Consider the following 20,011-nt stretch of genomic DNA (forward strand, 5'->3'; position numbering starts at 1 on the left):
CGCGCCCTCGCGACGAACATTCTGCGCGTGACTCACGACCACCGACTCCGCACGCCACCCGGTGCCAACGACGAGGGCGTCGTTGGCTGCACCCGAGGCGGGTGCGCTCCCCGCGCAATGGCCAATCGCAACCCTAAAATCCAAAATCCCATGAACATTCTCATCGCTGACGACAGTGCCACCAACCGCAATCTGCTCCGCGCGCAATTGGAATCTGAAAAGTTCACCGCCTTCGAAGCCGCCGATGGCGTCGAGGCGCTCAACGTGCTGGACCGCGAGAAGATTGACGCCATCATTTCTGACATCCTCATGCCGAACATGGACGGCTACCGGCTTTGTCATGAATTGCGGCGCAGCGACAAGTTGAAACTGCTCCCCTTCCTCGTCTATACCAGCACTTACCACTCACCGGCTGATGAAAAGCTCGCGCTGGACCTTGGCGCGGACAAATTCATCCGCAAACCCGCCTCCCTCACCGCCATGCTCGACGCGCTCTACGACCTGACCCACGAAGATAAATATGATGAGCCGCGAAAAGTCAAACCGCGCCCGGAACTGGCGTTGATGAAGCAATACAGCGAGCGGCTCGTGGCCCAGCTCGAAGAAAGAAATATCGAATTGGAAAAAACCAGGGAAACCCTGCGCCAAGCCAACGAGGAACTCGAACAACGCGTCCGCGAACACACCGCGCAACTGGCAGGCGCGAACCAGGAACTGGAAGCCTTCCGCCGTTGCGTGGCCCATGATTTGCAATCGCCGCTGCGGGCGATTGACGGTTTCTGCCGGGCATTGCAGGAGGAGTGCAGCGACCAGCTTCCAACCAGCGGCCGACAATATCTCCGACGGGTTGAAGAACATGTGCAACGCATGCGCCAGGTCATTGAGGGCCTGCTGAATCTGGCCCACGTCGGTTTCCTGGAAATGGTTGCGCGGCCCGTCAACCTCAGCGACCTGGCGGCCGAGATCGTCGCCGAACTGCGCCGCTCGCAGCCGGAGCACGCGGCCGAGTTTCGGGTTGCGCCGCACCTTGTCGCCCGCGGCGACAGGATGCTTCTGCGGGCCATGCTGGCGAATCTCCTGGGCAACGCCTGGAAGTTCACTGCCAAGCGCGCGCAAGCGCGCATCGAATTTGGACTGGTGGAGATGTCGCATGACGGAGAGGCGAGTCCAACCCAAAATACCAAAATACCAAGACGCCAACACGCCAACATTCCGATCTTCTTCGTGCGCGACAACGGCGCCGGTTTCGACACGACCCACGCGGACAAACTATTCAACCCCTTCCAGCGACTGCGTAGCGGGTCCGAATTTCACGGCAACGGCACCGGGCTGGCGACGGTACAACGCATCATAGCCCGCCACGGCGGGCTTATCTGGGCGGAAGGCAAGCCCGGCGAAGGCGCCACTTTCTATTTTACCCTGTGAAAATTCTGGACCAACTTACTTCGGGGGAGCACACGCGCCTCGCGTGTCGTTCGTCGCGCCCTCGCGACGAACATTCTGCGCGTGACTCACGACTGCCAACGACGAGGGCGTCGTTGGCTGCACCCGAGGCGGGTGCGCTCCCCGCGCAATCGCAAATCGCAAATCTAAAATCCCATGAACATTCTCATCGTTGATGACAATGTTACCAACCGCGAGCTGCTGCGCGCTGTCCTCGAGACCGAAGCCCATGTCGTGCTGGAGGCCGCGGACGGGGTCGACGCCCTGCACCTGGTGGCGCGCCAACCGATCGACGCCGTCATTTCCGACATCCTGATGCCCAACATGGACGGCTACCGCCTCTGTTATGAACTCCGGCGCAGCGACAAGTTCAGAGCGCTGCCGTTTATTCATTACACGAGCACCTACACCTCCCAGACGGACCAGAAATTATCGGAGTTGGTCGGCGCGGACAAGTATCTCACGAAACCCGTTTCCGCTCCGGTCCTGCTGGCGGCTTTGCAGGAGGCCGTGCAGAAATCGGCCGCGGCCAAACCGGCCCGGCAGGACAACTCCGACACCAGCTTCATCATGAAGCAATACAGCGAGGCCCTGGTCCAAAAGTTGGAGAAAAAAAACACCGAACTCGAAGAGGTCATGACCGAATTGCACAAGGCGTACGCCAAACTTGTGGAAGCCAACGAAACGCTGGAACAGCGCGTCGAGCAACGCACCCTGGCCCTCCGCCAGACGAACCGCGAGTTGACCGCGACGCTCGCCAACGTCAAGGAACTCTCCGGCCTGCTGCCCATCTGTTGCTACTGCAAGAAAATCCGCGATGGGCAGGAATACTGGCATAAGCTGGAGCGGTACGTCAGCCGCCATACGAATGCCTCTTTCACCCACGGCGTCTGTCCGGACTGCCTGGAGCGGATTGTCAAACCGGAGTTGGAGCAGATGAGGGCCGAGGAGAAGCAATCCAATGAGTGATCAGTTTGACATTGCAGCTCAGCACCGCGCGGCGCGCGGGAGCACACGCGCCTCGCGTGTCGTTCGTCGCGCCCTCGCGACGAACATTCTGCGCGTGACTCACGACCACCGACTCCGCACGCCACCCGGTGCCAACGACGAGGGCGTCGTTGGCTGCACCCGAGGCGGGTGCGCTCCCCGCGCAATCGCAAATCGCAAATCGCAAATCCAAAATCTACCATGAACATTCTCATCGTTGACGACATTGCGCAGAACCGCAAACTGCTGCGCGCGCAATTGGAAGCTGAAAAGTTCACCGCCTTCGAAGCCGCCGACGGCTGGGAGGCGCTCGCCGTGCTGGACCGCGAGAAGATTGACGCCATCATTTCCGACATCCTCATGCCGAAGATGGACGGCTACCGGCTTTGCTTCGAGGTGCGCCGGAGCAAACAGTTGCGCGAGATTCCTTTCATCTTTTACACCGCCACTTATACGTCGCCGGGCGACGAGAAGTTGTGCCTGGATTTGGGCGCGGACAAATACGTGCGGAAGCCGGCTTCGGTGGCGGTGATTCTGGCCGCCTTGCACGAGGTCACCAACGGCGGCGCTCGGCGCGCGCCCAGGCCGTCCGTGTCGCTCGAGGAGACCGACGTGTTGAAGGAATACAGCGAGCGGCTGGTGCGCAAGCTGGAGCAGAAAAACGTCGAACTGGCTCTCCATGCCACCGCGTTGGAAGTCGCGGCCAATGCCATCATCATCACCGACCGAGCCGGCGCGATTCTCTGGGCCAATCCCGCCTTCACCACGCTGACCGGCTACACGGCGGAGGAAGTCCTCGGTAAAACCCCGCGCGTGCTCAAGTCCGGCCAGCACGGTCAGGCGTTTTACAAAGACCTGTGGCAGACGATTCTCTCGGGCCAGACCTGGCGCGGCGAATTCATCAACCGCCGCAAGGACGGCCGCCTCTTTTACGACGAACACACCATCACACCCGTCCGTTCCAACGGTGCGATCACCCATTTCATCGGCATCATGCACGACGTGACCGAGCGCAAGCAGGCGGAGATTCACATTCAGCACCTCAACCGGGTCTATGCCGTTTTGAGCGACTTCAATCATACCATCGTGCATGTTCGCGAACCGCAAAAGATGTTTGAAGCGGCTTGCCGCATCGCGGTCGAGCAAGGCGGGTTTCGCCTGGCGTGGATCGGCTTGGTGGATTCAACCCGAAAGTCACTGAAGCCGGTGGCCCACGCGGGCGTGACCGACGGCTATCTGGAGAAGCTGAAGGTCGTCCTCGGCGACGATCCGCACGGACGCGGCCCGACTGCCACCGCGTTGCGCGATGGCACCCATGTCGTTTGCAACGACCTCGAACACGACCCACGCCTGACTCCGTGGCAGGCAGACGCCCGGCAGCTGGGCTACCGCGCCCTGGCGGTGTTGCCGCTGACGGTGGGCGGCGAAAAGGTCGGCACCTTCAACCTCTACGCGAGCGAACCCGGCTTTTTCGACGACGCGGAAATGCGCCTGCTCGATGAACTGGCGATGGACATTGGCTTCGCGCTGGAAATGAGTCAGCAGGAAGCGAAGCGCCAGCGGGCGGAGGAAGCCCTCAAACTGTTTCGCGCACTGGTGGATCAGTCCAATGACACCATTGAAGTCGTGGATCCGCAAACGGGCCGGTTTCTCGATGTTAATGAGAAGGGTCATCTGGCGCTTGGCTACAGTCGCGAGGAATTTCTGGCGCTCAGTGTTTTTGATCTCGATCCCACGGTTGACCCAGCCGCATTCCCAAGGGTCGTGGAGGAGCTTCGGAAATCAGGCGTCCTGCGCAGGGAAGGCAGCCACCGGCGGAAGGACGGTTCGACGTTCCCGGTGGAAGTCAGCATAAAATATGTACGGCTTGATCGAGACTACGCCGTCGCTGTGGTTCGCGACATCACCGAGCGCAAGCGGGCGGAGGCGGCGTTGCGTGAAAGCGAAGACCGCTATCGTTCGCTGGTGGAGGAGTCTCCGGATGCGATCGGGATTTATCAGGACGACAAACTCATCTTTATCAATGCCACCGGCGCGCGCCAGTTGGGCGCCAAGAGCAAAGAGGAATTGCTGGACCGGAAAAACGAGCAGATCATCCATCCCGACGATCTCCCGGCCGCATTGGACCGCATCCGCCGCCGGCTGGCGGGAGAGACGGGCATGTACCCGGCCGAAGTCCGCTACCTGCGCCTGGATGGAACGACGCTGCCCGTGGAAGTCATCGCCACACCCATCACGTTCGGCGGGAAAGCGGCCGTGCAGTTCATCGCCCGCGACATCACCGAGCGCCGGCAGGCCGAACAGCATCTCCGCGAGTCCGAGACCCTGTACCATTCGCTGGTGGAGCACCTGCCGCAGCACGTCTTTCGGAAGGACCGGGCGGGCCGGTTCACGTTCGGCAACGGCCTGTTTTGCAAGAGCCTGGGCAAGCCCCTGGCGGAAATCCTCGGCAAGACCGATCTCGATTTCTGCCCGGCGGAACTCGCGGCGAAATATCAACAGGACGATCAACGCGTAATCCAGACCGGCCAGTCCTTCGAAGGGGAGGAGGAACATCGGCAGGCGAACGGCAAGAAGATCATCGTCAACGTCGTCAAGACCCCGCTGCGCGCCGCCGCCGGCCAGATCATCGGCGTGCAGGGCATCGCCTGGGACATCACCGAAAAGAAGCAACTGGAGGCCCAGATGCTGCGCACGCAGCGACTGGAGAGCATCGGCACGCTGGCCGGCGGGGTGGCGCATGACCTCAACAACGCGCTCGCGCCCATCCTCATGGCCACCGAATTGTTACGGCTGGAGTTCCCGGACACGGCGACCAGTTATCTCGAACTCATTCAATCCAGCGCCAAGCGCGGGGCGGACATGGTGAAACAACTCCTCACCTTCGCCAAAGGCGTCGAGGGCGAACGCCTCCTCGTCCAGCCGAAGCATCTGCTCAAGGAGATGGAGAAACTGATCCGGAGCACCTTCCCCAAGAACCTCGAACTGCGGGCCGATTACGCGAAGGACCTCCGGACCATCCTGGGCGATGCCACGCAACTCCTTCAAGTGTTGCTCAACCTCTGCGTCAATGCCCGCGACGCCATGCCCGAGGGCGGCACGCTGACCCTGAAAGCGGAAAACCTGGAGTTGGACGCGGTCCAGGCCGGCACCATCCTGCAGGCCAAGCCCGGCCACTATGTCGTGTGGCGGGTCACGGACACCGGCACCGGCATCCCGCCGGAGATTCAGGAACACATCTTCGAGCCATTCTTCAGCACCAAGGGGCCAGACAAGGGCACGGGCCTCGGACTGTCCACCGTGATCGGCATCGTCAAGAGCCATGGCGGCTTCGTCCAGGTTTACTCGACCCCCGGACAAGGCTCGACCTTCGCCGTCTATCTGCCGGCCTACGGTTACGGTAAGGGTGACACCTCCTTGCTGACCAAAATCGAAACGACCTTTCGTGGCCACGGCGAGACGATCCTCGTGGTGGATGACGAGGTCACCGTGCGCAACGTCCTGCGCGCCGTGCTGACCAAGTTGAATTTCAAGGTGCTCTCCGCGCCCGACGGCACCAGCGCGCTGCTTCAGGTGACGGAACAACAGGGGCAACTGCGCGCGGTGATTACCGACCTGCACATGCCCGGCATGGACGGTCTCGCCTTTGTGCGGGTGTTGAAAGGCCGCTTCCCCCAGGCCGGCATCATCGTTGCGAGCGGGCGGTTGGACGAACGGGAGGCGAACCAGTTCAAGCAACTGGGCGTCAACGCGGTGCTCGACAAGCCCTTCACGCAGGACAAGCTCGTGGAGGCGCTGAAGACAGTTTTTCAGAAATGAAACTGTCAGCGCGTGCCAGCTTTCGGTTTCCACAGTTTCATCAGAAAGTTCTCGCCACACGCACTGGCGCGCGTGACTTATACCAATCCTGTGTAAAGATCTATGGAATGAAAACCCCGCCCCTCACCCGGCCGGCGGCCACCCTCTTTCCATCCGATGGGGAGGCACGGGGTGAGAATTCCCCGAAAGAAGATTCCGCGCATTGAACCCCTGAACCCACCCCTGATCCCTCCCAGGAGGGGAGCGGCGCACGGTGGATTGTTCCCCTCCTGGGAGGGATCAGGGGTGGGTGGGTTGCCAGCAGGTTCATGTGGAGCCTCCACGTCCAGCTTGCCGCGCATCGTGGCGATGAATCCGGCCCTCCCAAACTCTGTCGTATATGCGACAAAGTTTGGGAGACAATTTCGACAAACTGCAGGCACAGTTTTCACGTTCTGATAATCGTTCATCGGCACCATGGACCATGCAAGACAACCTTTTGTTGCAGATGAAACAAGAGGTTGCAGGGGTGTTTGGGCCGGTTCATGGAAAGCCCCTACGGTGTCGATATCGCGCATCGTGGCGATGCACCCGACGCTCCCAAACTTTGTCGCATATGCGACAAAGTTTGGGAGACGATTCCGGCACGCTCATGGAAAGAAGTGCTTGACTGGTTTTACCGACCATCACCGGCAATTGATGTTATGCGCGTCATTTGGCGGAGGTTTGGTTGGCGCGGGATGCAGCACTACGCGAAGGGACGAATTCCTCAAGGCCTTGACTTTAAGGCCACGTCGTCAACGTCCTTTGCCCGCAAAAATCAGGTTTGCTTCTTCCAGCGTCTCTTTCGAGCCGATGTCGTACCATAAGCCGGGCACGGCCCAGGTGTAAACCGGTTGGCGCGGATAAAGCCATTGCACGAGACGCCCCGGTTGATCGGGATTGTTCCCTTCCGCGAGGTATTGCTTGATGAGCGGCAGCGTCGCTCGTGGATAAAAATAAAGTGCGATGCCAATAAGCGTGCTGGTCGGCTGCGGCGGTTTTTCCACAAACGAACTGATCTTCCCATCGCCATCCAGATTGACGACACCGTATTTCCTGGCCTGTTCCAGACTGCCGACATCATAGACGCCGAGCACCGGCGCGTTTTTCTCGCGACACAATCTGCCGAAGCCGTCCAGCCGTTCGCTGAATAGATTGTCCCCGGCCACGACGATGATGTCGTCGTCCACCTGCTCGCGGGTGAGGACGAGATTCAAATCTCCGATGGCACCGAGCCGGTTGGTGTCATCGGTCGAGCCGTCATTGACGATGGTGAAATTAAGTTTAGCGGTACGATAACTGTCGGCCCACTTTTGGAAATGACCGGCGAATTTTGCGTTGGTGACGACGTACACGCGATCAATCCCGCCGATCGGCGCCAGGTTGTCGAGCACGTGATCGACCATCGGTTTGCCGGCGACCGGCAGCAGTGGTTTGGGCTGCGTAAGTGTCAGCGGATAGAGCCGCGTGGCATAACCGGCGGCGAGAATGATGAGTTTCATGTTCGTTGGAGCGTTGAGTCGTTAAAATCGTTGAATCATTGTAGCCGCCGGCGTGAGAAGGCGGAAGCTCACTGCGCAAAAATCCGCCTCCTCACGTCGGCGGCTACGGTTGATCCTCATTTTTCAAACAAGCTGGGCGCAATGCGGCGGGCCAACTCCTGCGAATGCGCCAGGATTTCCGTGGCGGATTCGCATTTCAAGGCGAACTCCGCCAGCGCGCGCGCTTCATCCATCTTCAAACGGCGGATGATGAACTTGACCTGCGGCACCAGCGGCGGCGTGGCGCTCAATTCATCCACCCCCAGGCCGAGCAACAAGGGCACCAGCACCGGGTCGCCCGCCATCTCGCCGCAGACGCCCACCCAGATATTGTTCTTGTGCGCGGCTTCGACCGTCATCTTGATGAGCCGGATGATCGCCGGATGCGTCGGCTCGAAGAGATGGGCGATTTTTTCATTCTGCCGATCAACCGCGATCGTGTATTGAATCAAATCATTCGTGCCGATGCTGAAAAACTTCAGGCGTTTGGCCAGCGAGTCCGCCACCATCGCGGCGGACGGCGTCTCAATCATCGCGCCAATTTCCAGCGCGTCGTCGAACGGGATATTCTCTTTGCGCAACTCAGCCTTGTATTCCTCGACGAGGGAGTTGGCTTGGTTCAATTCCTCCAGCCCGGAGATCATCGGATACATCAACTTGACGTTGCCTTCGACACTGGCGCGGAGGATGGCGCGCAGTTGGTTGCGGAAAACGTCCCGTTCCTGCAGACATAAACGAATCGAGCGCCAGCCGAGAAAGGGGTTCGTCTCCGTCGGCGCTTCGGACACGGAAAGAAATTTGTCGCCGCCCAGGTCGAGCGTGCGAATGACGGTCGGGTGCGGTTTCAGTGCCGCGGCCACCTGGCGGTAGGATTGATATTGTTCCTCCTCGGTCGGCGCGGTTTCACGGTTGATAAAAAGATATTCCGTGCGAAACAACCCGACGCCTTCCGCCCCGTTTTTCCGGACGGCTTCCGTATCGGACGCCTGTTCCACGTTGGCGGAGAGGATGACGCGGTGACCGTCGAGCGTCACCGCCGGTTTGTCCAACGTGTCGCGCAGGTGTTCTTCCAAAGTGACCTGCTTGCGGATGAGTTTGCCATACTCGAAGAGGGATTGCTCGGTGGGGTTGATGATGACGACGCCGTTGTAGCCGTCGAGCAACGCGTACTCGCCGGTTTCCAGGTCCTGGCTGGCCTGTTTCAAACCGGCGACGGCCGGAATGCGCATGGAACGGGCCATGATGGCGGTGTGCGAGGTCTTCCCGCCAATGTCGGTGGCGAAGCCCAGGACTTTTTGCTTGTCCAACTGCGCCGTGGTGGACGGCGTAAGATTGTGGCTGATAATGATGCACGGCTCCTTGAGATGCTTCAGGTCGATGCGCTCCGTCCGCCCCAGCAGATTATTCAGCACACGCTCAGTGACATCGCGCATGTCGGTCGCGCGTTCCCGCAGATAATCATCTTGAACTGCGGCGAGCGTAGTGGCGTAACGCTCCGCCACTGTATGAAAGGCATGTTCGACGTTGACCTTCTGCTCCTGAATCATCCGGATGACTTCGTCCAGGAGCGTACGGTCTTCCAGCACCAGCAGATGTGCGTCAAAGATACCACCGTCCTCCGCTTTCATCTCGGTGCTGACCTTGTGCTGCACTTCCAGAATTTCCTGCCGCGTTTGGGAGAGCGCCCGTTCAAGACGGTTCAATTCCTCTGGCAATTCCGAGTCGGCCAGTTGGCGTTGCGTCACCGTGGCGTGGGATTTGCCGAGCACAAGGATTTTCCCCTGGCAGACGCCCGCCGAAACGGGGATGCCCCGGAATATCTTTTCTCCCTTGTGTGCAGGCTCTGGCATGAACAATTACTAACCGGACGCCGGGGGGATGGAAAGAAATTCTTGGCTGGCAAAACCGACCTGAGGACCGGAGGTTTGTCCCCTCTTGCATCAAAAAACGCTTGCCATGACAGGCGTGGTTTCGATTCACTTGTTGCCGGTTTCCTTGGTTTTCATCATGCTCGCGCCAGTTCAATCACGTCCCTGCCCCGCGACCGGAGCGGGCGCCGGGCGTTTGCCAATATGAAAAACAAAACTTCCAGCGCGCGGTCGGGCATTCTGTGTGGCGGCAACTGGATCATTGATCAGGTCAAGCTGATCGACGTTTACCCACAGCCGGAACAGCTCGCCAACATCCGTGGCCAATCACAAGGCACCGGCGGCGCACCCTACAATGTGTTGATCGACCTGGCGCGGTTCGAGTCGTCGTTTCCGCTCTTTGCCGCCGGCCTGGTGGGCAAGGACGCCCTCGGCCAGTTCATCCTTGAGGATTGCCGCCGGCATAAAATCGACACCCGCCATCTCGGCATCACAACCAAGGCGCCCACCTCGTACACCGACGTGATGACCGAGCAAGGCGGCGGGCGACGGACATTTTTTCACGCCCGCGGCGCCAACGCCCTTTGGCGCGGTGACGATTTGGATTTCAAAAAAATCAAGGCGCGGATTTTTCATCTGGGTTATCTGCTGTTGCTCGACGCGCTCGACGAACCGGATGCCACCTTCGGCACCAAAGCCGCGCGCCTGCTGGCCTCGGCGCAGGCCGCCGGAATGAAAACCAGCGTCGATGTCGTCAGCGAAGACAGCGACCGCTTCGCCCGAATCGTCTTCCCGGCGCTCAAGCACGTGGACTATTGCATCCTGAACGAAATCGAAGCGGGCAAAACCGCCGGCTTCAGAATTCGTCAACCGGATGGGCGACTGGATACCGTCGCGCTGCGTCATGCCGCCGGGGCATTGTTGCAACAGGGTGTGCGCGAACTCGTCGTCGTACATTTTCCCGAAGGTGGTTTTGCCCGGACGCGCAAAGGGGATGATGTCTGGCAATCGTCGTTGAAGCTGCCGGAGAAATACATCGGTGGTACCGCGGGCGCCGGAGACGCCTTTTGCGCCGGCGTGCTGCTGGGTTTGCATGAAGACTGGGACCTGGCGCGCTGCCTGTTGACTGGCGTTTGCGCCGCGGCGGCTTCGTTGTCCGACCCAACCTGCACGGCGGGTGTCAAATCATTGAGCGCCGCTCTCGCGCTCGCCAAAAAGTACGGCTTTCGACCAAAACTCGAACGGGGAGAGTGAAGAGCGTGATGGAGAAGTGGTCTTCTGAGAATGTGCGCGGAAACTGTAGCCGCCGACGTGAGGAGGCGGACTTTCCAACGAGCAAATCGAGGTAGTTCCGCCTCCTTACGTCGGCGGCTACGGGCTTCAAGCCCGCTCCATATACTTGCCCGTGCGGGTGTCCACTTTGATCTTCTCGCCGGTCTTGATGAACAGCGGCGCCTGAACCGTGATGCCGGTTTCCAGGATGATGGTCTTCTGCACGTTGTTGGCGGAATCACCACGAACGCCTTCGGGCGCGTCGCTCACCTTCAGCACCACACTGGAGGGGAGTTCGATCGACACCGCCTTGTCCTCCACAAACGTCATTGTGACGGACGCATTTTCCACCAGAAAATTTTTGGCATCACCGACAATTTCCGGTGTGACCGTGACGGTTTCATAAGTAGCCGGGTCGGAAAAGACGTAGTCCTCCCCATCCTTGTAGCTGAATTCCATCTTGCGCACAATCATCGGCACGACCTCGATTTTCTCGGTCGAGCTGAAGCGCACGTCGGATGATTTGCCGGTGCGAATGCTGCGGATGGATGCCTGCACGAAGGCGCGGAGGTTGCCGGGTGTGCGGTGTTGACTGTCCAGAACGACGGCGATGTCGCCATTGTAATTGATCGCCATGCCTTTGCGTAGATCGTTTGCGGTTGCCATAAAATTTCGATTTATTTGCCCACTGTCCTCCGTTTTCCAGGACAGCGGAACGTGGAAAGTAGCCATTGCAGCGGCTAGTTGGCAAGTCCTGAGTTTTGAAAACAGAGACGCCGAATAGAAACCCAGGATTACGGCGGAAAAATCTGTTTCTTAATTGTCCCCCGGCTTCTATGCTGACGGCCAGATCCTATGCGCAACTTGACCAATCGCCGAACTTTTCTGAAGCAATCCCTGCGCAACAGCCTGATGCTGGCGGGGGTTGGTTTGTCGGGCTTGAATCCGGCTGTCGCCATCGAACCGTTCAACCGCCGCGGTTCGGCGCGGCTGTTGCCCGGTCTGGCCGCCTATTCGTTTCGCGATTACTTCGTTGATGTGAGTCATGCCCGTGACAAGAACATCGATTTGGCCAAACGCATCACGCTGTTTGATTTCATCGATTTTTGCTCGGAGCACGGCGTGGGCGCGGAACTGACCAGTTACTATTTTCCGCCAGTTGTCACTCAGGAATTTCTCATCCAGGTCAAACGGCACGCATTTTTGCGCGGTGTGCCGATCAGCGGCTCCGCCGTGGGAAACACGTTCACTTTGCCAAAGGCCAAAAAGCGCGACGAACAGATCGCCTACGTGAAGAAATGGATTGATTACGCCCAGACACTTGGCACCTCGCATATTCGTGTCTTTGCCGGCGAGGCCGGAAAGACCAGCCCAGCCGAGACCGCGAGTCTGTTTCTTGAAGCGATGGAGGATTGTTGTGAATACGCCGGCAGCAAGGGGATTTTCCTCGGCCTGGAAAATCACGGCGGCATCGTGGCCGAAGCGGACGCGATCCTTGGACTGGTCAAAGCCATGAAAAGCCCGTGGTTTGGTGTCAACCTCGACACCGGGAATTTTATCACGGACGATCCTTATGGTGATCTCGCTCGTTGCGCGCCGTATGCCGTCAATGTCCAGTTGAAAGTGGAAATCCAAAAACGTGGCAAGTCACCGGAGCCGGCCGATCTGCCGCGCGTGATTCAAATTCTGCGTGACGCCAACTACCAGGGCTACGTGACGCTCGAATACGAAGCGGCTGAAGATCCGTGGCGCGCCGTGCCGGGCGTTCTGAAAAAGTTGCGGACGCTGCTCGGCAGTTGAAGCTGCGCGGGCAAATCACACGCTTGCTTGGGGCGAATAAATTTGACTTACTTGTAATCGTCATCATCGGCCAAACGTTTTGATTTGATATGAAACCAAGATTGCTTTCGCTCGCCACTGTTCTCGCGTTCCTGTCGGTTGCCGCTCCCGCTGCGGATTTCCGTGCCGGCATCGCCGTTCGCGTCGTGACTCCCGATCCGCTGCTGCCCGTCTCGGGTGGCATTGGTCCCGGCAGTCGCGTCACCAAGAAGGAGGGCGATTTGTCGGTGCGGGCACTCGTCTTTGAAGAGGGCGGCACGCGCGTCGCCATCGTCAGCGGCGATTTCCTGGGTTTCCCTTCGACACTCGGAAATAGAGTCCGCGCCAAAGTCAAAGACATCCCGCCGGAAAACATCCTGATCGGCGCGACGCACTGCCACAGCGCGCCGGATTGCTACGGTTTTCCCGACGGCAAGGGCGGCACGGCGTCCGATCCAAAATACTTGGACTTCGTCGTCACGCAGATGGCGGATGCGGTCAACGAAGCCGTGAGTAAATTGCAGCCCGCCAGCCTCAAGATCGCGACCGGCGAAGCGAAGGGGAAAATCGCCTACAACTATTATGCGCCTCAACTCTACGACCCGCGCTGCAATGTGATTCAGGCGCTCGACGCTTCCGGCAAACCCTTCGCCACCCTGGTCAATTACGCTGTTCACCCGGAAGTGCTCGGTCCGGGCGTGGGCATCTGTAGTCCCGACTTGGTCGGCCCACTTCATGATCGCATCAAGGAACTTGGCTGCGGCACGAGCATTTTTATGAACAGCGCCCAGGGCGGCATGGTCACCGCGGACAATCGCAGCGCTGACGGCAAGGGCGACACGCGGACCTGGAGCGAATGCCTGCGCATCGGCCAACTGCTGGCGGACGAAGCCATGCGCATCATTCAAGAAGCGCCCGTGCAGTCTTCACCCAAACTTTTTTGCGCCGCGAAGAAGATCAGTTTCCCGGTGGATTCACCACTGCTGCGGGCCATCATGAAAGCATCGCCCAGCGGAATGCCTGGAGGCGAACCCGGCAAGGTCACGACGCAGTTGAATGTCGTCAATGTGGGCGACGCGCAAATCCTCACCATTCCCGGCGAGGCGCTTCCCAACATCGGCTATTATTTGAAACGCAAAATGCACGGTGAGAAGAACCTGCTGTTCGGTCTGACGAACGATGCCTTTGGCTACATTCTGACCAAGGAGGATTGGAGCAGTTTCAAACGTTACGAATACGTTTCGCGCACGTGTCTGGGGGAGATGACTGGCGAGCATTACATCGACGAGGCGCTGAAATTCGTGAATGAATGTCCCGCTCCGACGCCGCTGGCCAAGGCCGAGAAATCCAATTGATGGCGAGCTTCGCCAGGTCTGAAAGCGCTGTGAAACAAATGGGCCGGACCGCCAGCAAACTAATTCCGCTCTGTCGTACTGCGAACACACTTTCCACGAGACTGCTTCAGATCCACCCACCCCTGACCCCTCCCAGGAGGGGAACAATCCACCTTGCGCTGCTCCCCTCCTGGGAGGGGACAGGGGTGTGTTCGGAGGCTCGCTTGACTGGAGGCCGCGTGAACAGTGAGCCTCGACTCAATCGGTTCAGATCATTTACTTCAAACTATGTTCCCCATCGCCTGGTACTGACATGATCCTCGGCCGTTCCAAGTTTGAGACCGAGCTCCAGGTGCGTCCGGACGACATGGACATGAACCGCCACGTCCACGCCAGCCGTTACTTCGATTACGTGCTGGCGGCACGCTTCGATCAGATGGCGCGCTGCTACAAGATGTCGATGGAAGAATTCATGTCGGCGGGTCTGGGTTGGTATGTTCGGACTGCGCACTTGGAGTTCAAACGCCAGCTCGGCTTGGGCGAGCATTTCATCGTGCGCACGTGGGTCGAGGAGTTTGTAAAGGACGGCGTGAAGGTGTGCTTTGAGATTGACCGGAAGAAAAACGGCAAGCGCTGTTGCGACGGGTATTTTCTTTACACCATGGTGAAACTCCAGACGGGCCGGGCCGAAAACATTCCTGAGGCGATTGTCGCCAAGTATGCCATCTAGTTGCTTTGAGTTTGCTTATGTCGCGGGAAGCTTGTCAGGTTTTTAAAACAAAAAGTAAAGGTGACCATCCGCATGAATAAACTCCGCAGCGTGAATCGAATCAAGGCCAGCTTTGTAAATAATGTAGCAATACCATTGACTGACACGTTTACGTTTACGTTTAGGGAATAATACGGCAACAGAATTGAAAGACCGATATTTGCTAGGTGTCCCAAACCTGCCGCTTGCCAGAGCGCCTGGTTTTCCGTTTGCGGATTTAGACGCCGGGGCGTAACGCGGAGAATGAAACAAGCTCCTCCTGACGAAGCCACGATTCCCTATCTGAATACAGTCGTTTAAATGGGTTCTGAATAATTTTGAGTTTCTGCATATCGAATCCTTTTTTGGAGACAGGAACGAGATAGAGAAAATAGTTTGAGCCGTGAACTCGCGCTGCTTCAATTTCGTTTCTCGACCAATAAAACTTGAAATCAATCAGGGACACGGCTTTCACTTCGATGAGCCTGTCGGAGAAGCCAGCGCTGGTTGTGGATTCCGTGAAGCTCAAAATATCATAACCAGCACCGACATTTTCAGCCGCGACATGTTTGATTCGTCTCGCCAAGCCGGGGCGATTCCGCAGTCTTGCCGCCTCGAATTTCAAAACTTCAAGCTCGGCTTCGCGCCCCAGCTTTTCACGCGCGCGAAGAATCCTCTGAAGTTCAATCGGGCTTGTGGGCGACTTACTCCTGGCCTCAAGAAACTCTGCGAGATGTTGTGGGGAAATCCCATAGCGCGGCCTGTCGGCATCTTGTTCCAGAAATTCCAAATCCAGAAGCAGGTTGCGAACGCCGCTGAACCGTCGCCGCTTTTCCGAATCCATCACAATTTCAAAACTTCCGTCCACGCTTTTGAAATGCCCGACGAATTCATTGGCGTGCAGTTGATAGGGCGTGGTCCGCTCAAAAAGTCGCTGGGCCAAGCCGGATTTCATTTCATCGTCGGTCTTGCCAAGGCTTTCCTTTCTGCTGACCTGTCCTCCGGTCACTCTCAAAACACCAAGTTGTTTGAGAAAGTCCATGACATCGGAAAAGTGCAAAGCGTCCTGCATAAATCTCGCCCGGACAAAATCGAGTCGCGTCGCCGACAGATCGCGCAGAATCATCCACAGGATTTTGATTTCGCGGAACGAAATCTGGTGGAAGTGCTCGTCAATCTGACGTGAAAAGGCGCTCGTATGCTTTGAGTTCTTCTTGGTTTTCATCACCTACCGAATCGGGTTGCGGGAGTTTGTCATCCAGCACGCCAAACATTTTTTGAACTTTGCGGTCAAGGTTGTCCATTACATCGCGGTCAATCGCGTTCTTGTTTTGAAGGAAATAGTAGTGAGCTTCCTGTGTTTCAGAACCGCCAACGCGATGGATTCGATCCAAGGACTGCAAGTATTGCGCGCAGTTGTATGACAGGTCGTAGTAAATTGCGTGGTGGCAAGTTTTGTGAAGTGAAATGGATTCAGCACACGCACCGGGGTTGGCAATCAACACGTTCAAACCGCTCGCCGTGTCTTTGAATCGGTTAATCAATCTCTCCCGCGTCTCGCCTTGCTCGACGGACGTTTGTTCAACGGGCGTTTCACCGTAAAGCAACTCGCAGTTCACCTTTAATTTTTGAAAGTGCTTTTGGATTAGCTTCAGCGCGCCAATGAAGTTGCACCACACCACAACTTTTTCTTTGCGGCCAAGAATCTGCGAGATGAGTTTTCCCAACTGCACAAGTTTTGCCGGAGTTTCCCGTTGGTCGTAGGTGCGGATGATTTCGTAAAGCTCGCTCGCTTTGGCCACATTCACATCGCAATCGTCGAGCGGTTTTGTCAGCAAACCAACGTATGCGCTGCACTGACGCAGACGAAGGATTCGAGCGCGGCGCAACCTCGTTAGCACGTCGGCGTTTTTCGAGTAATCAAACCTTGCGCTGTTCCGAATCCGCAGCGTGATTGCGTCGTAAACGAACTGCTCATGCTCATTCAGCGGCGTGATGATTGGCGGATGGAAGATTGGACGAGTCAGCCCAAGATCAGCTTTGGTCACGCGATAAAACATCGGCCCAACAGTTTTCTTGAGCAGTTGTTGCACAGTTTCGATTTCCCCGTCCTGCTCTGCTCGCTGAATCCTTATGCGATTGTCAGAGCCGATAGGGTCGTTGGTCGGCCAGAGAAAATCAAAAAGGTTGAACAAGTCGGCAAAGCTGTGCGGACATGGTGTTCCGGTCAGGATGCACCGATATTTGGCGGAGCGAGCCAGATCAATCGCTGCAGACGACCAGTTGCCGCCGACTTGCTTGATGTAATGCGCCTCGTCCACCACAAGAAAGAGATTCATGCCGGGGCGCTTAAACAGCAGCTTCACTTCCGCTTGGTCGTTCGTCAGAGTTTGGAACGTCGAGAGGAAAAGCTCCGGCAAGTGTTCGTTTGGTTTGAAGTATTCGGCTTTCCGGGAAAGTTTTTCTCCGCCTGCAAGCACAACCATTTGCGGTTTTCTTCCGAGCGTTTCAAAAAATTCAGTGCGCCACGGGCCAAAACACGCGGCAGGTCCTACCACAAACAGGCCATTAACCTTGCGCTCACTGCGAAGCATCTCATACACCGCCAACACCACCGATGTTTTGCCGCTACCCGGCACGGAAAAATTAGCTCCGTTTTGAGTGAGGTATAAATGATATGCCGCCCGCAGTTGGTGTTCTTTCAGCGTGCGTTTCACCTGGCCTTGCAATCCTGCCGAAAACTCTGCGAAGCGCTTTGAGTTAAACTTGCCGGTCTTGATGGACTTTCCCGCTTCTCTGACGCGAACAAGCTGCGTAAGTTCCGATCGCAGTTGCTCGGCTTGAACTCTGCAATTCGGGTCAAGCGTGTATGGCAATCGTTCGCCGTCGAAATACGCTATGAGCTTTCCCAAAGCCTGCCGGCGATCTGCAACGGTTAGGTGGAAGTGGTGCGGCGGGTCTGCGGATTTTTGAAACCCCCAAAACTGGAGCTGGCTTGCATGAACCGAAGAAAGGGAATTTTCTGAATCAGTAATGACGAGGCCGGATGATGAAGTCTCAATCGTCACGAATGGTTATTTTTTCGTTTTCAGCTTGTCTCGCTCCTTCTTCAGTTTGAAAAACTCGTGCTCCAAGCTGTTAGCTTCACGCTGAATTTCTTGGGTCAGTTTCATCGCGCGCTCATATTCGAGAGCGTTCACCGCGCTGGCGTCCATGTCCTTGTGCGTGAGCTTTGCCAGCGCAACTTCGAGCAAATGCAACGGTGTTTCCAGTTCCGATTTTTGCGTTTGAAGCGTGCGCGCCGTGGCAAGGTGGCGGAGAATCTGTTGCTCGGTTTCCCCGCCCCACAGTTTGTCAACCGTGCGCTCGTCATGTTCATTGCCGTTGGCGTCGAGGCGCTTTTCTTTCGGCAAGTCCAAAGAGATTTGATTGATTTTGAAAAGCTCACGCTTCGCGTCTGCGTTCTCCAGCATGTCCGGCAGGTCACGCATCAGCTTGTGGACTTTTGCGCTGATCTTGCTGAAGTCTCGTTTGCGAATCAGTTTGAATGCGACATCTTCGACTTTGCCGACTTCGTCCTCACGCAATTTCAGCTTCAATCGCTCATTGGCGTCTTTCAGTTTTTTATAGACGAATTGGTAGTAATCCAAAAACGCTTGCCAACGACCTTCGGGGTCGCCCAATCCAGTTGAGACCGTGCTGTAAAGTTTCTCGCGGTTCAGCTTGTCAAGGTAGCGATCAATGCACTCCAACGGGCCGAGATATTCGGTTTTTGCCTTTTCGACGGCGCGATCAAAATCGCGTTTTTCAAGATGGGCGTATTGCGGATCGTCTTTGAGTTGTTCTTCTAAACTCATTCCACAACGGATTTTGCGCTGCATCGAAAGTGCCCTGTCGAACGCGTAGTATTCGGCTTTGCCGTCGCTCTGGAGTTGGTAGCGGTTTTCAATCTGCTCGATCTCCTTTAACGTCGGCGAGCCGCCCTCTCCGGTATCGTCTTCTCCGGGGAGTATGACAACCTTCATCTTTTCGAGCTTCAACATCTCGAAAACCATCTTGCGCCGGTTGCCGTTAATCAGAAATCCATCGCAGGTAATGATTGCTGCCTCCCGTTGGTCATCATGGGCGATGGACCGTTTGAGTTCTTCCGTTTTTTCCCTGTCCTTATCTTCAAGAAATTTTCGCAGAATCGCCTGTCCCCCCTCGCTGGCCTCAACGATTTTTCCGTGATTCCGCTCGTGGCTCACAACGTCGCTCGCGATTCGGCCATTGTCCTTGCGATAAAGGAGCAACTCAACCGGGACGAAATAAACGTCACGCTCACGCCCGGACGCGCGGTCGGTACGAAAATCAATCACCGTCTTGGTGGGCTTAGGCCCAAGGTGCGCCCGCCGCTTAATTTCCTTCGCCAAGTCGCTAATGATTTCTCTCGTAGCGTCAGTTGTGAGTTTTTTCATAACGCATCTGGGTTCTGTTGATCCACTTTTGCCGGACAGTGCCAGAATGCAAGCGGACTCTGCCGACTCTTTGAATACACTATTGAAAAGTTTCGTGTGTTTACAACCCTTTTTGCTTTAGAATTCAATCGCGTCACATGAGCACAGCATTTGGATATTTTGGATCGAAAAAGCGTCTCGCAGTCGAACTGTGCAGCCACCTGCCGCCGCATCATGCGTGGGTGGAAATGTTTTGCGGCTCTGCGGCGCTTACCTTGGCCAAGCCCCCTGCGCCCATCGAAGTCATCAATGATCTCGACAAGGAAATCGTAAATTTTTTTGCGCAACTCCGAAAAAATGAAAAGCGACTTTGTCGGCTCATTGCCCTGACGCCGTATGCCCGCGAAGAATTACACCGCGCAAGAATCCCGCAATCAAAGCCGAGCGACCTCGAACGGGCGCGACGCTTTTTGGTTTCTTCCATGATGGCTATCAATGGTGTTTTTGGAGAAGAACGCGGCGGATTTTCGTATTCTGATTCTTACACCCGCGCCGGACGCGAAGCGCGGGTAAATCGCTGGTATAATTTGCCCGAGAGGATTTCCAAAGCTGTTGAACGATTGCGTAGCGTCCGGGTCGAGAACAAGGATGCCAAAGAGTTGCTGGAACAATATCTGCACCGGCCAGCCACGCTGGTTTATTTAGACCCACCATATTTGGCAGA

General features: G+C 56.9%; 15 protein-coding genes. 9 read left to right on the top strand and 6 right to left on the bottom strand.

The window, feature by feature from the left end:
- The first annotated feature begins 150 nt into the window (after positions 1 to 150).
- From HY298_10610 to HY298_10620, 3 genes are all read left to right on the top strand, one after another.
- Positions 151 to 1,425: a response regulator gene (locus tag HY298_10610; protein MBI3850706.1), complete on the top strand. Its 1,275-nt coding sequence runs from the start codon at positions 151 to 153 to the stop codon at positions 1,423 to 1,425.
- 174 nt (positions 1,426 to 1,599) lie between these two features.
- Entirely contained in the window at positions 1,600 to 2,412 is an 813-nt protein-coding gene (locus HY298_10615) for a response regulator (protein MBI3850707.1), read from the top strand.
- A gap of 219 nt (positions 2,413 to 2,631) precedes the next feature.
- Positions 2,632 to 6,249 (top strand): PAS domain S-box protein, encoded by a 3,618-nt coding sequence (locus HY298_10620; protein MBI3850708.1) that lies wholly within the window; start codon positions 2,632 to 2,634, stop codon positions 6,247 to 6,249.
- Between the two features lie 776 nt (positions 6,250 to 7,025).
- On the opposite strand, the gene HY298_10625 is transcribed toward HY298_10620, so the two are convergent.
- Both HY298_10625 and ptsP read right to left on the bottom strand, forming a co-directional pair.
- Entirely contained in the window at positions 7,026 to 7,772 is a 747-nt protein-coding gene (locus HY298_10625) for a nucleotidyltransferase family protein (protein ID MBI3850709.1), read from the bottom strand.
- A gap of 116 nt (positions 7,773 to 7,888) precedes the next feature.
- On the bottom strand, positions 7,889 to 9,661 hold the full coding sequence (ptsP, locus tag HY298_10630; GenBank protein MBI3850710.1) for a phosphoenolpyruvate--protein phosphotransferase: 1,773 nt from the start codon (positions 9,659 to 9,661) through the stop codon (positions 7,889 to 7,891).
- A 222-nt stretch (positions 9,662 to 9,883) separates the two neighbouring features.
- Here ptsP and HY298_10635 point away from each other — a divergent pair, with 222 nt between their 5' ends.
- A complete protein-coding gene (locus HY298_10635; GenBank protein ID MBI3850711.1) occupies positions 9,884 to 10,933 on the top strand; it encodes a carbohydrate kinase family protein in 1,050 nt (349 codons plus the stop codon).
- Positions 10,934 to 11,059: 126 nt separating this feature from the next.
- Here HY298_10635 and efp read toward each other — a convergent pair whose 3' ends face one another.
- Entirely contained in the window at positions 11,060 to 11,617 is a 558-nt protein-coding gene (efp, locus tag HY298_10640) for an elongation factor P (protein MBI3850712.1), read from the bottom strand.
- Between the two features lie 189 nt (positions 11,618 to 11,806).
- On the opposite strand from efp, the gene HY298_10645 reads away from it, so the two are divergent.
- The 3 genes from HY298_10645 to HY298_10655 all read left to right on the top strand — a co-directional run bounded on the left by HY298_10645 (position 11,807) and on the right by HY298_10655 (position 14,833).
- A complete protein-coding gene (locus HY298_10645; protein MBI3850713.1) occupies positions 11,807 to 12,751 on the top strand; it encodes a sugar phosphate isomerase/epimerase in 945 nt (314 codons plus the stop codon).
- 89 nt (positions 12,752 to 12,840) lie between these two features.
- Positions 12,841 to 14,124 (top strand): hypothetical protein, encoded by a 1,284-nt coding sequence (locus HY298_10650; GenBank protein ID MBI3850714.1) that lies wholly within the window; start codon positions 12,841 to 12,843, stop codon positions 14,122 to 14,124.
- A gap of 292 nt (positions 14,125 to 14,416) precedes the next feature.
- Positions 14,417 to 14,833, top strand: a complete 417-nt coding sequence (locus HY298_10655; GenBank protein ID MBI3850715.1) for an acyl-CoA thioesterase — start codon at positions 14,417 to 14,419, stop codon at positions 14,831 to 14,833.
- A gap of 256 nt (positions 14,834 to 15,089) precedes the next feature.
- Here HY298_10655 and HY298_10660 read toward each other — a convergent pair whose 3' ends face one another.
- Positions 15,090 to 15,719, bottom strand: a complete 630-nt coding sequence (locus HY298_10660; GenBank protein ID MBI3850716.1) for a DUF3883 domain-containing protein — start codon at positions 15,717 to 15,719, stop codon at positions 15,090 to 15,092.
- Between the two features lie 9 nt (positions 15,720 to 15,728).
- Between HY298_10660 and HY298_10665 the strand changes: the two genes are divergently transcribed.
- The gene (locus HY298_10665; GenBank protein ID MBI3850717.1) at positions 15,729 to 16,037 is read left to right on the top strand and encodes a hypothetical protein; all 309 of its coding nucleotides are present in this window, start codon (positions 15,729 to 15,731) and stop codon (positions 16,035 to 16,037) included.
- On the opposite strand, the gene HY298_10670 is transcribed toward HY298_10665, so the two are convergent.
- Both HY298_10670 and HY298_10675 read right to left on the bottom strand, forming a co-directional pair.
- Positions 16,024 to 17,763, bottom strand: coding sequence for a DEAD/DEAH box helicase (locus tag HY298_10670; GenBank protein MBI3850718.1), 1,740 nt, complete (start codon positions 17,761 to 17,763; stop codon positions 16,024 to 16,026). The genes HY298_10665 and HY298_10670 overlap by 14 nt on opposite strands.
- A gap of 162 nt (positions 17,764 to 17,925) precedes the next feature.
- On the bottom strand, positions 17,926 to 19,308 hold the full coding sequence (locus HY298_10675) for a hypothetical protein (protein ID MBI3850719.1): 1,383 nt from the start codon (positions 19,306 to 19,308) through the stop codon (positions 17,926 to 17,928).
- A 137-nt stretch (positions 19,309 to 19,445) separates the two neighbouring features.
- Between HY298_10675 and HY298_10680 the strand changes: the two genes are divergently transcribed.
- Positions 19,446 to 20,011, top strand: a 566-nt coding sequence (locus tag HY298_10680; protein MBI3850720.1) for a DNA adenine methylase, incomplete at its 3' end; no start/stop codon positions are given.

It is taken from the genome of Verrucomicrobiota bacterium (assembly GCA_016200005.1).
Lineage (GTDB): Bacteria > Verrucomicrobiota > Verrucomicrobiia > Limisphaerales > PALSA-1396 > PALSA-1396.

What these genes read in the sequence shown, in the direction of transcription:
- HY298_10610 (MBI3850706.1), top strand. Translation starts at nt 151, where the DNA reads ATGAACATTCTCATCGCTGACGACAGTGCCACCAACCGCAATCTGCTC.
- HY298_10615 (MBI3850707.1), top strand. Translation starts at nt 1,600, where the DNA reads ATGAACATTCTCATCGTTGATGACAATGTTACCAACCGCGAGCTGCTG.
- HY298_10620 (MBI3850708.1), top strand. Translation starts at nt 2,632, where the DNA reads ATGAACATTCTCATCGTTGACGACATTGCGCAGAACCGCAAACTGCTG.
- HY298_10625 (MBI3850709.1), bottom strand. Translation starts at nt 7,772, where the DNA reads ATGAAACTCATCATTCTCGCCGCCGGTTATGCCACGCGGCTCTATCCG.
- ptsP (MBI3850710.1), bottom strand. Translation starts at nt 9,661, where the DNA reads ATGCCAGAGCCTGCACACAAGGGAGAAAAGATATTCCGGGGCATCCCC.
- HY298_10635 (MBI3850711.1), top strand. Translation starts at nt 9,884, where the DNA reads ATGAAAAACAAAACTTCCAGCGCGCGGTCGGGCATTCTGTGTGGCGGC.
- efp (MBI3850712.1), bottom strand. Translation starts at nt 11,617, where the DNA reads ATGGCAACCGCAAACGATCTACGCAAAGGCATGGCGATCAATTACAAT.
- HY298_10645 (MBI3850713.1), top strand. Translation starts at nt 11,807, where the DNA reads ATGCGCAACTTGACCAATCGCCGAACTTTTCTGAAGCAATCCCTGCGC.
- HY298_10650 (MBI3850714.1), top strand. Translation starts at nt 12,841, where the DNA reads ATGAAACCAAGATTGCTTTCGCTCGCCACTGTTCTCGCGTTCCTGTCG.
- HY298_10655 (MBI3850715.1), top strand. Translation starts at nt 14,417, where the DNA reads ATGATCCTCGGCCGTTCCAAGTTTGAGACCGAGCTCCAGGTGCGTCCG.
- HY298_10665 (MBI3850717.1), top strand. Translation starts at nt 15,729, where the DNA reads ATGCCCGACGAATTCATTGGCGTGCAGTTGATAGGGCGTGGTCCGCTC.
- HY298_10675 (MBI3850719.1), bottom strand. Translation starts at nt 19,308, where the DNA reads ATGAAAAAACTCACAACTGACGCTACGAGAGAAATCATTAGCGACTTG.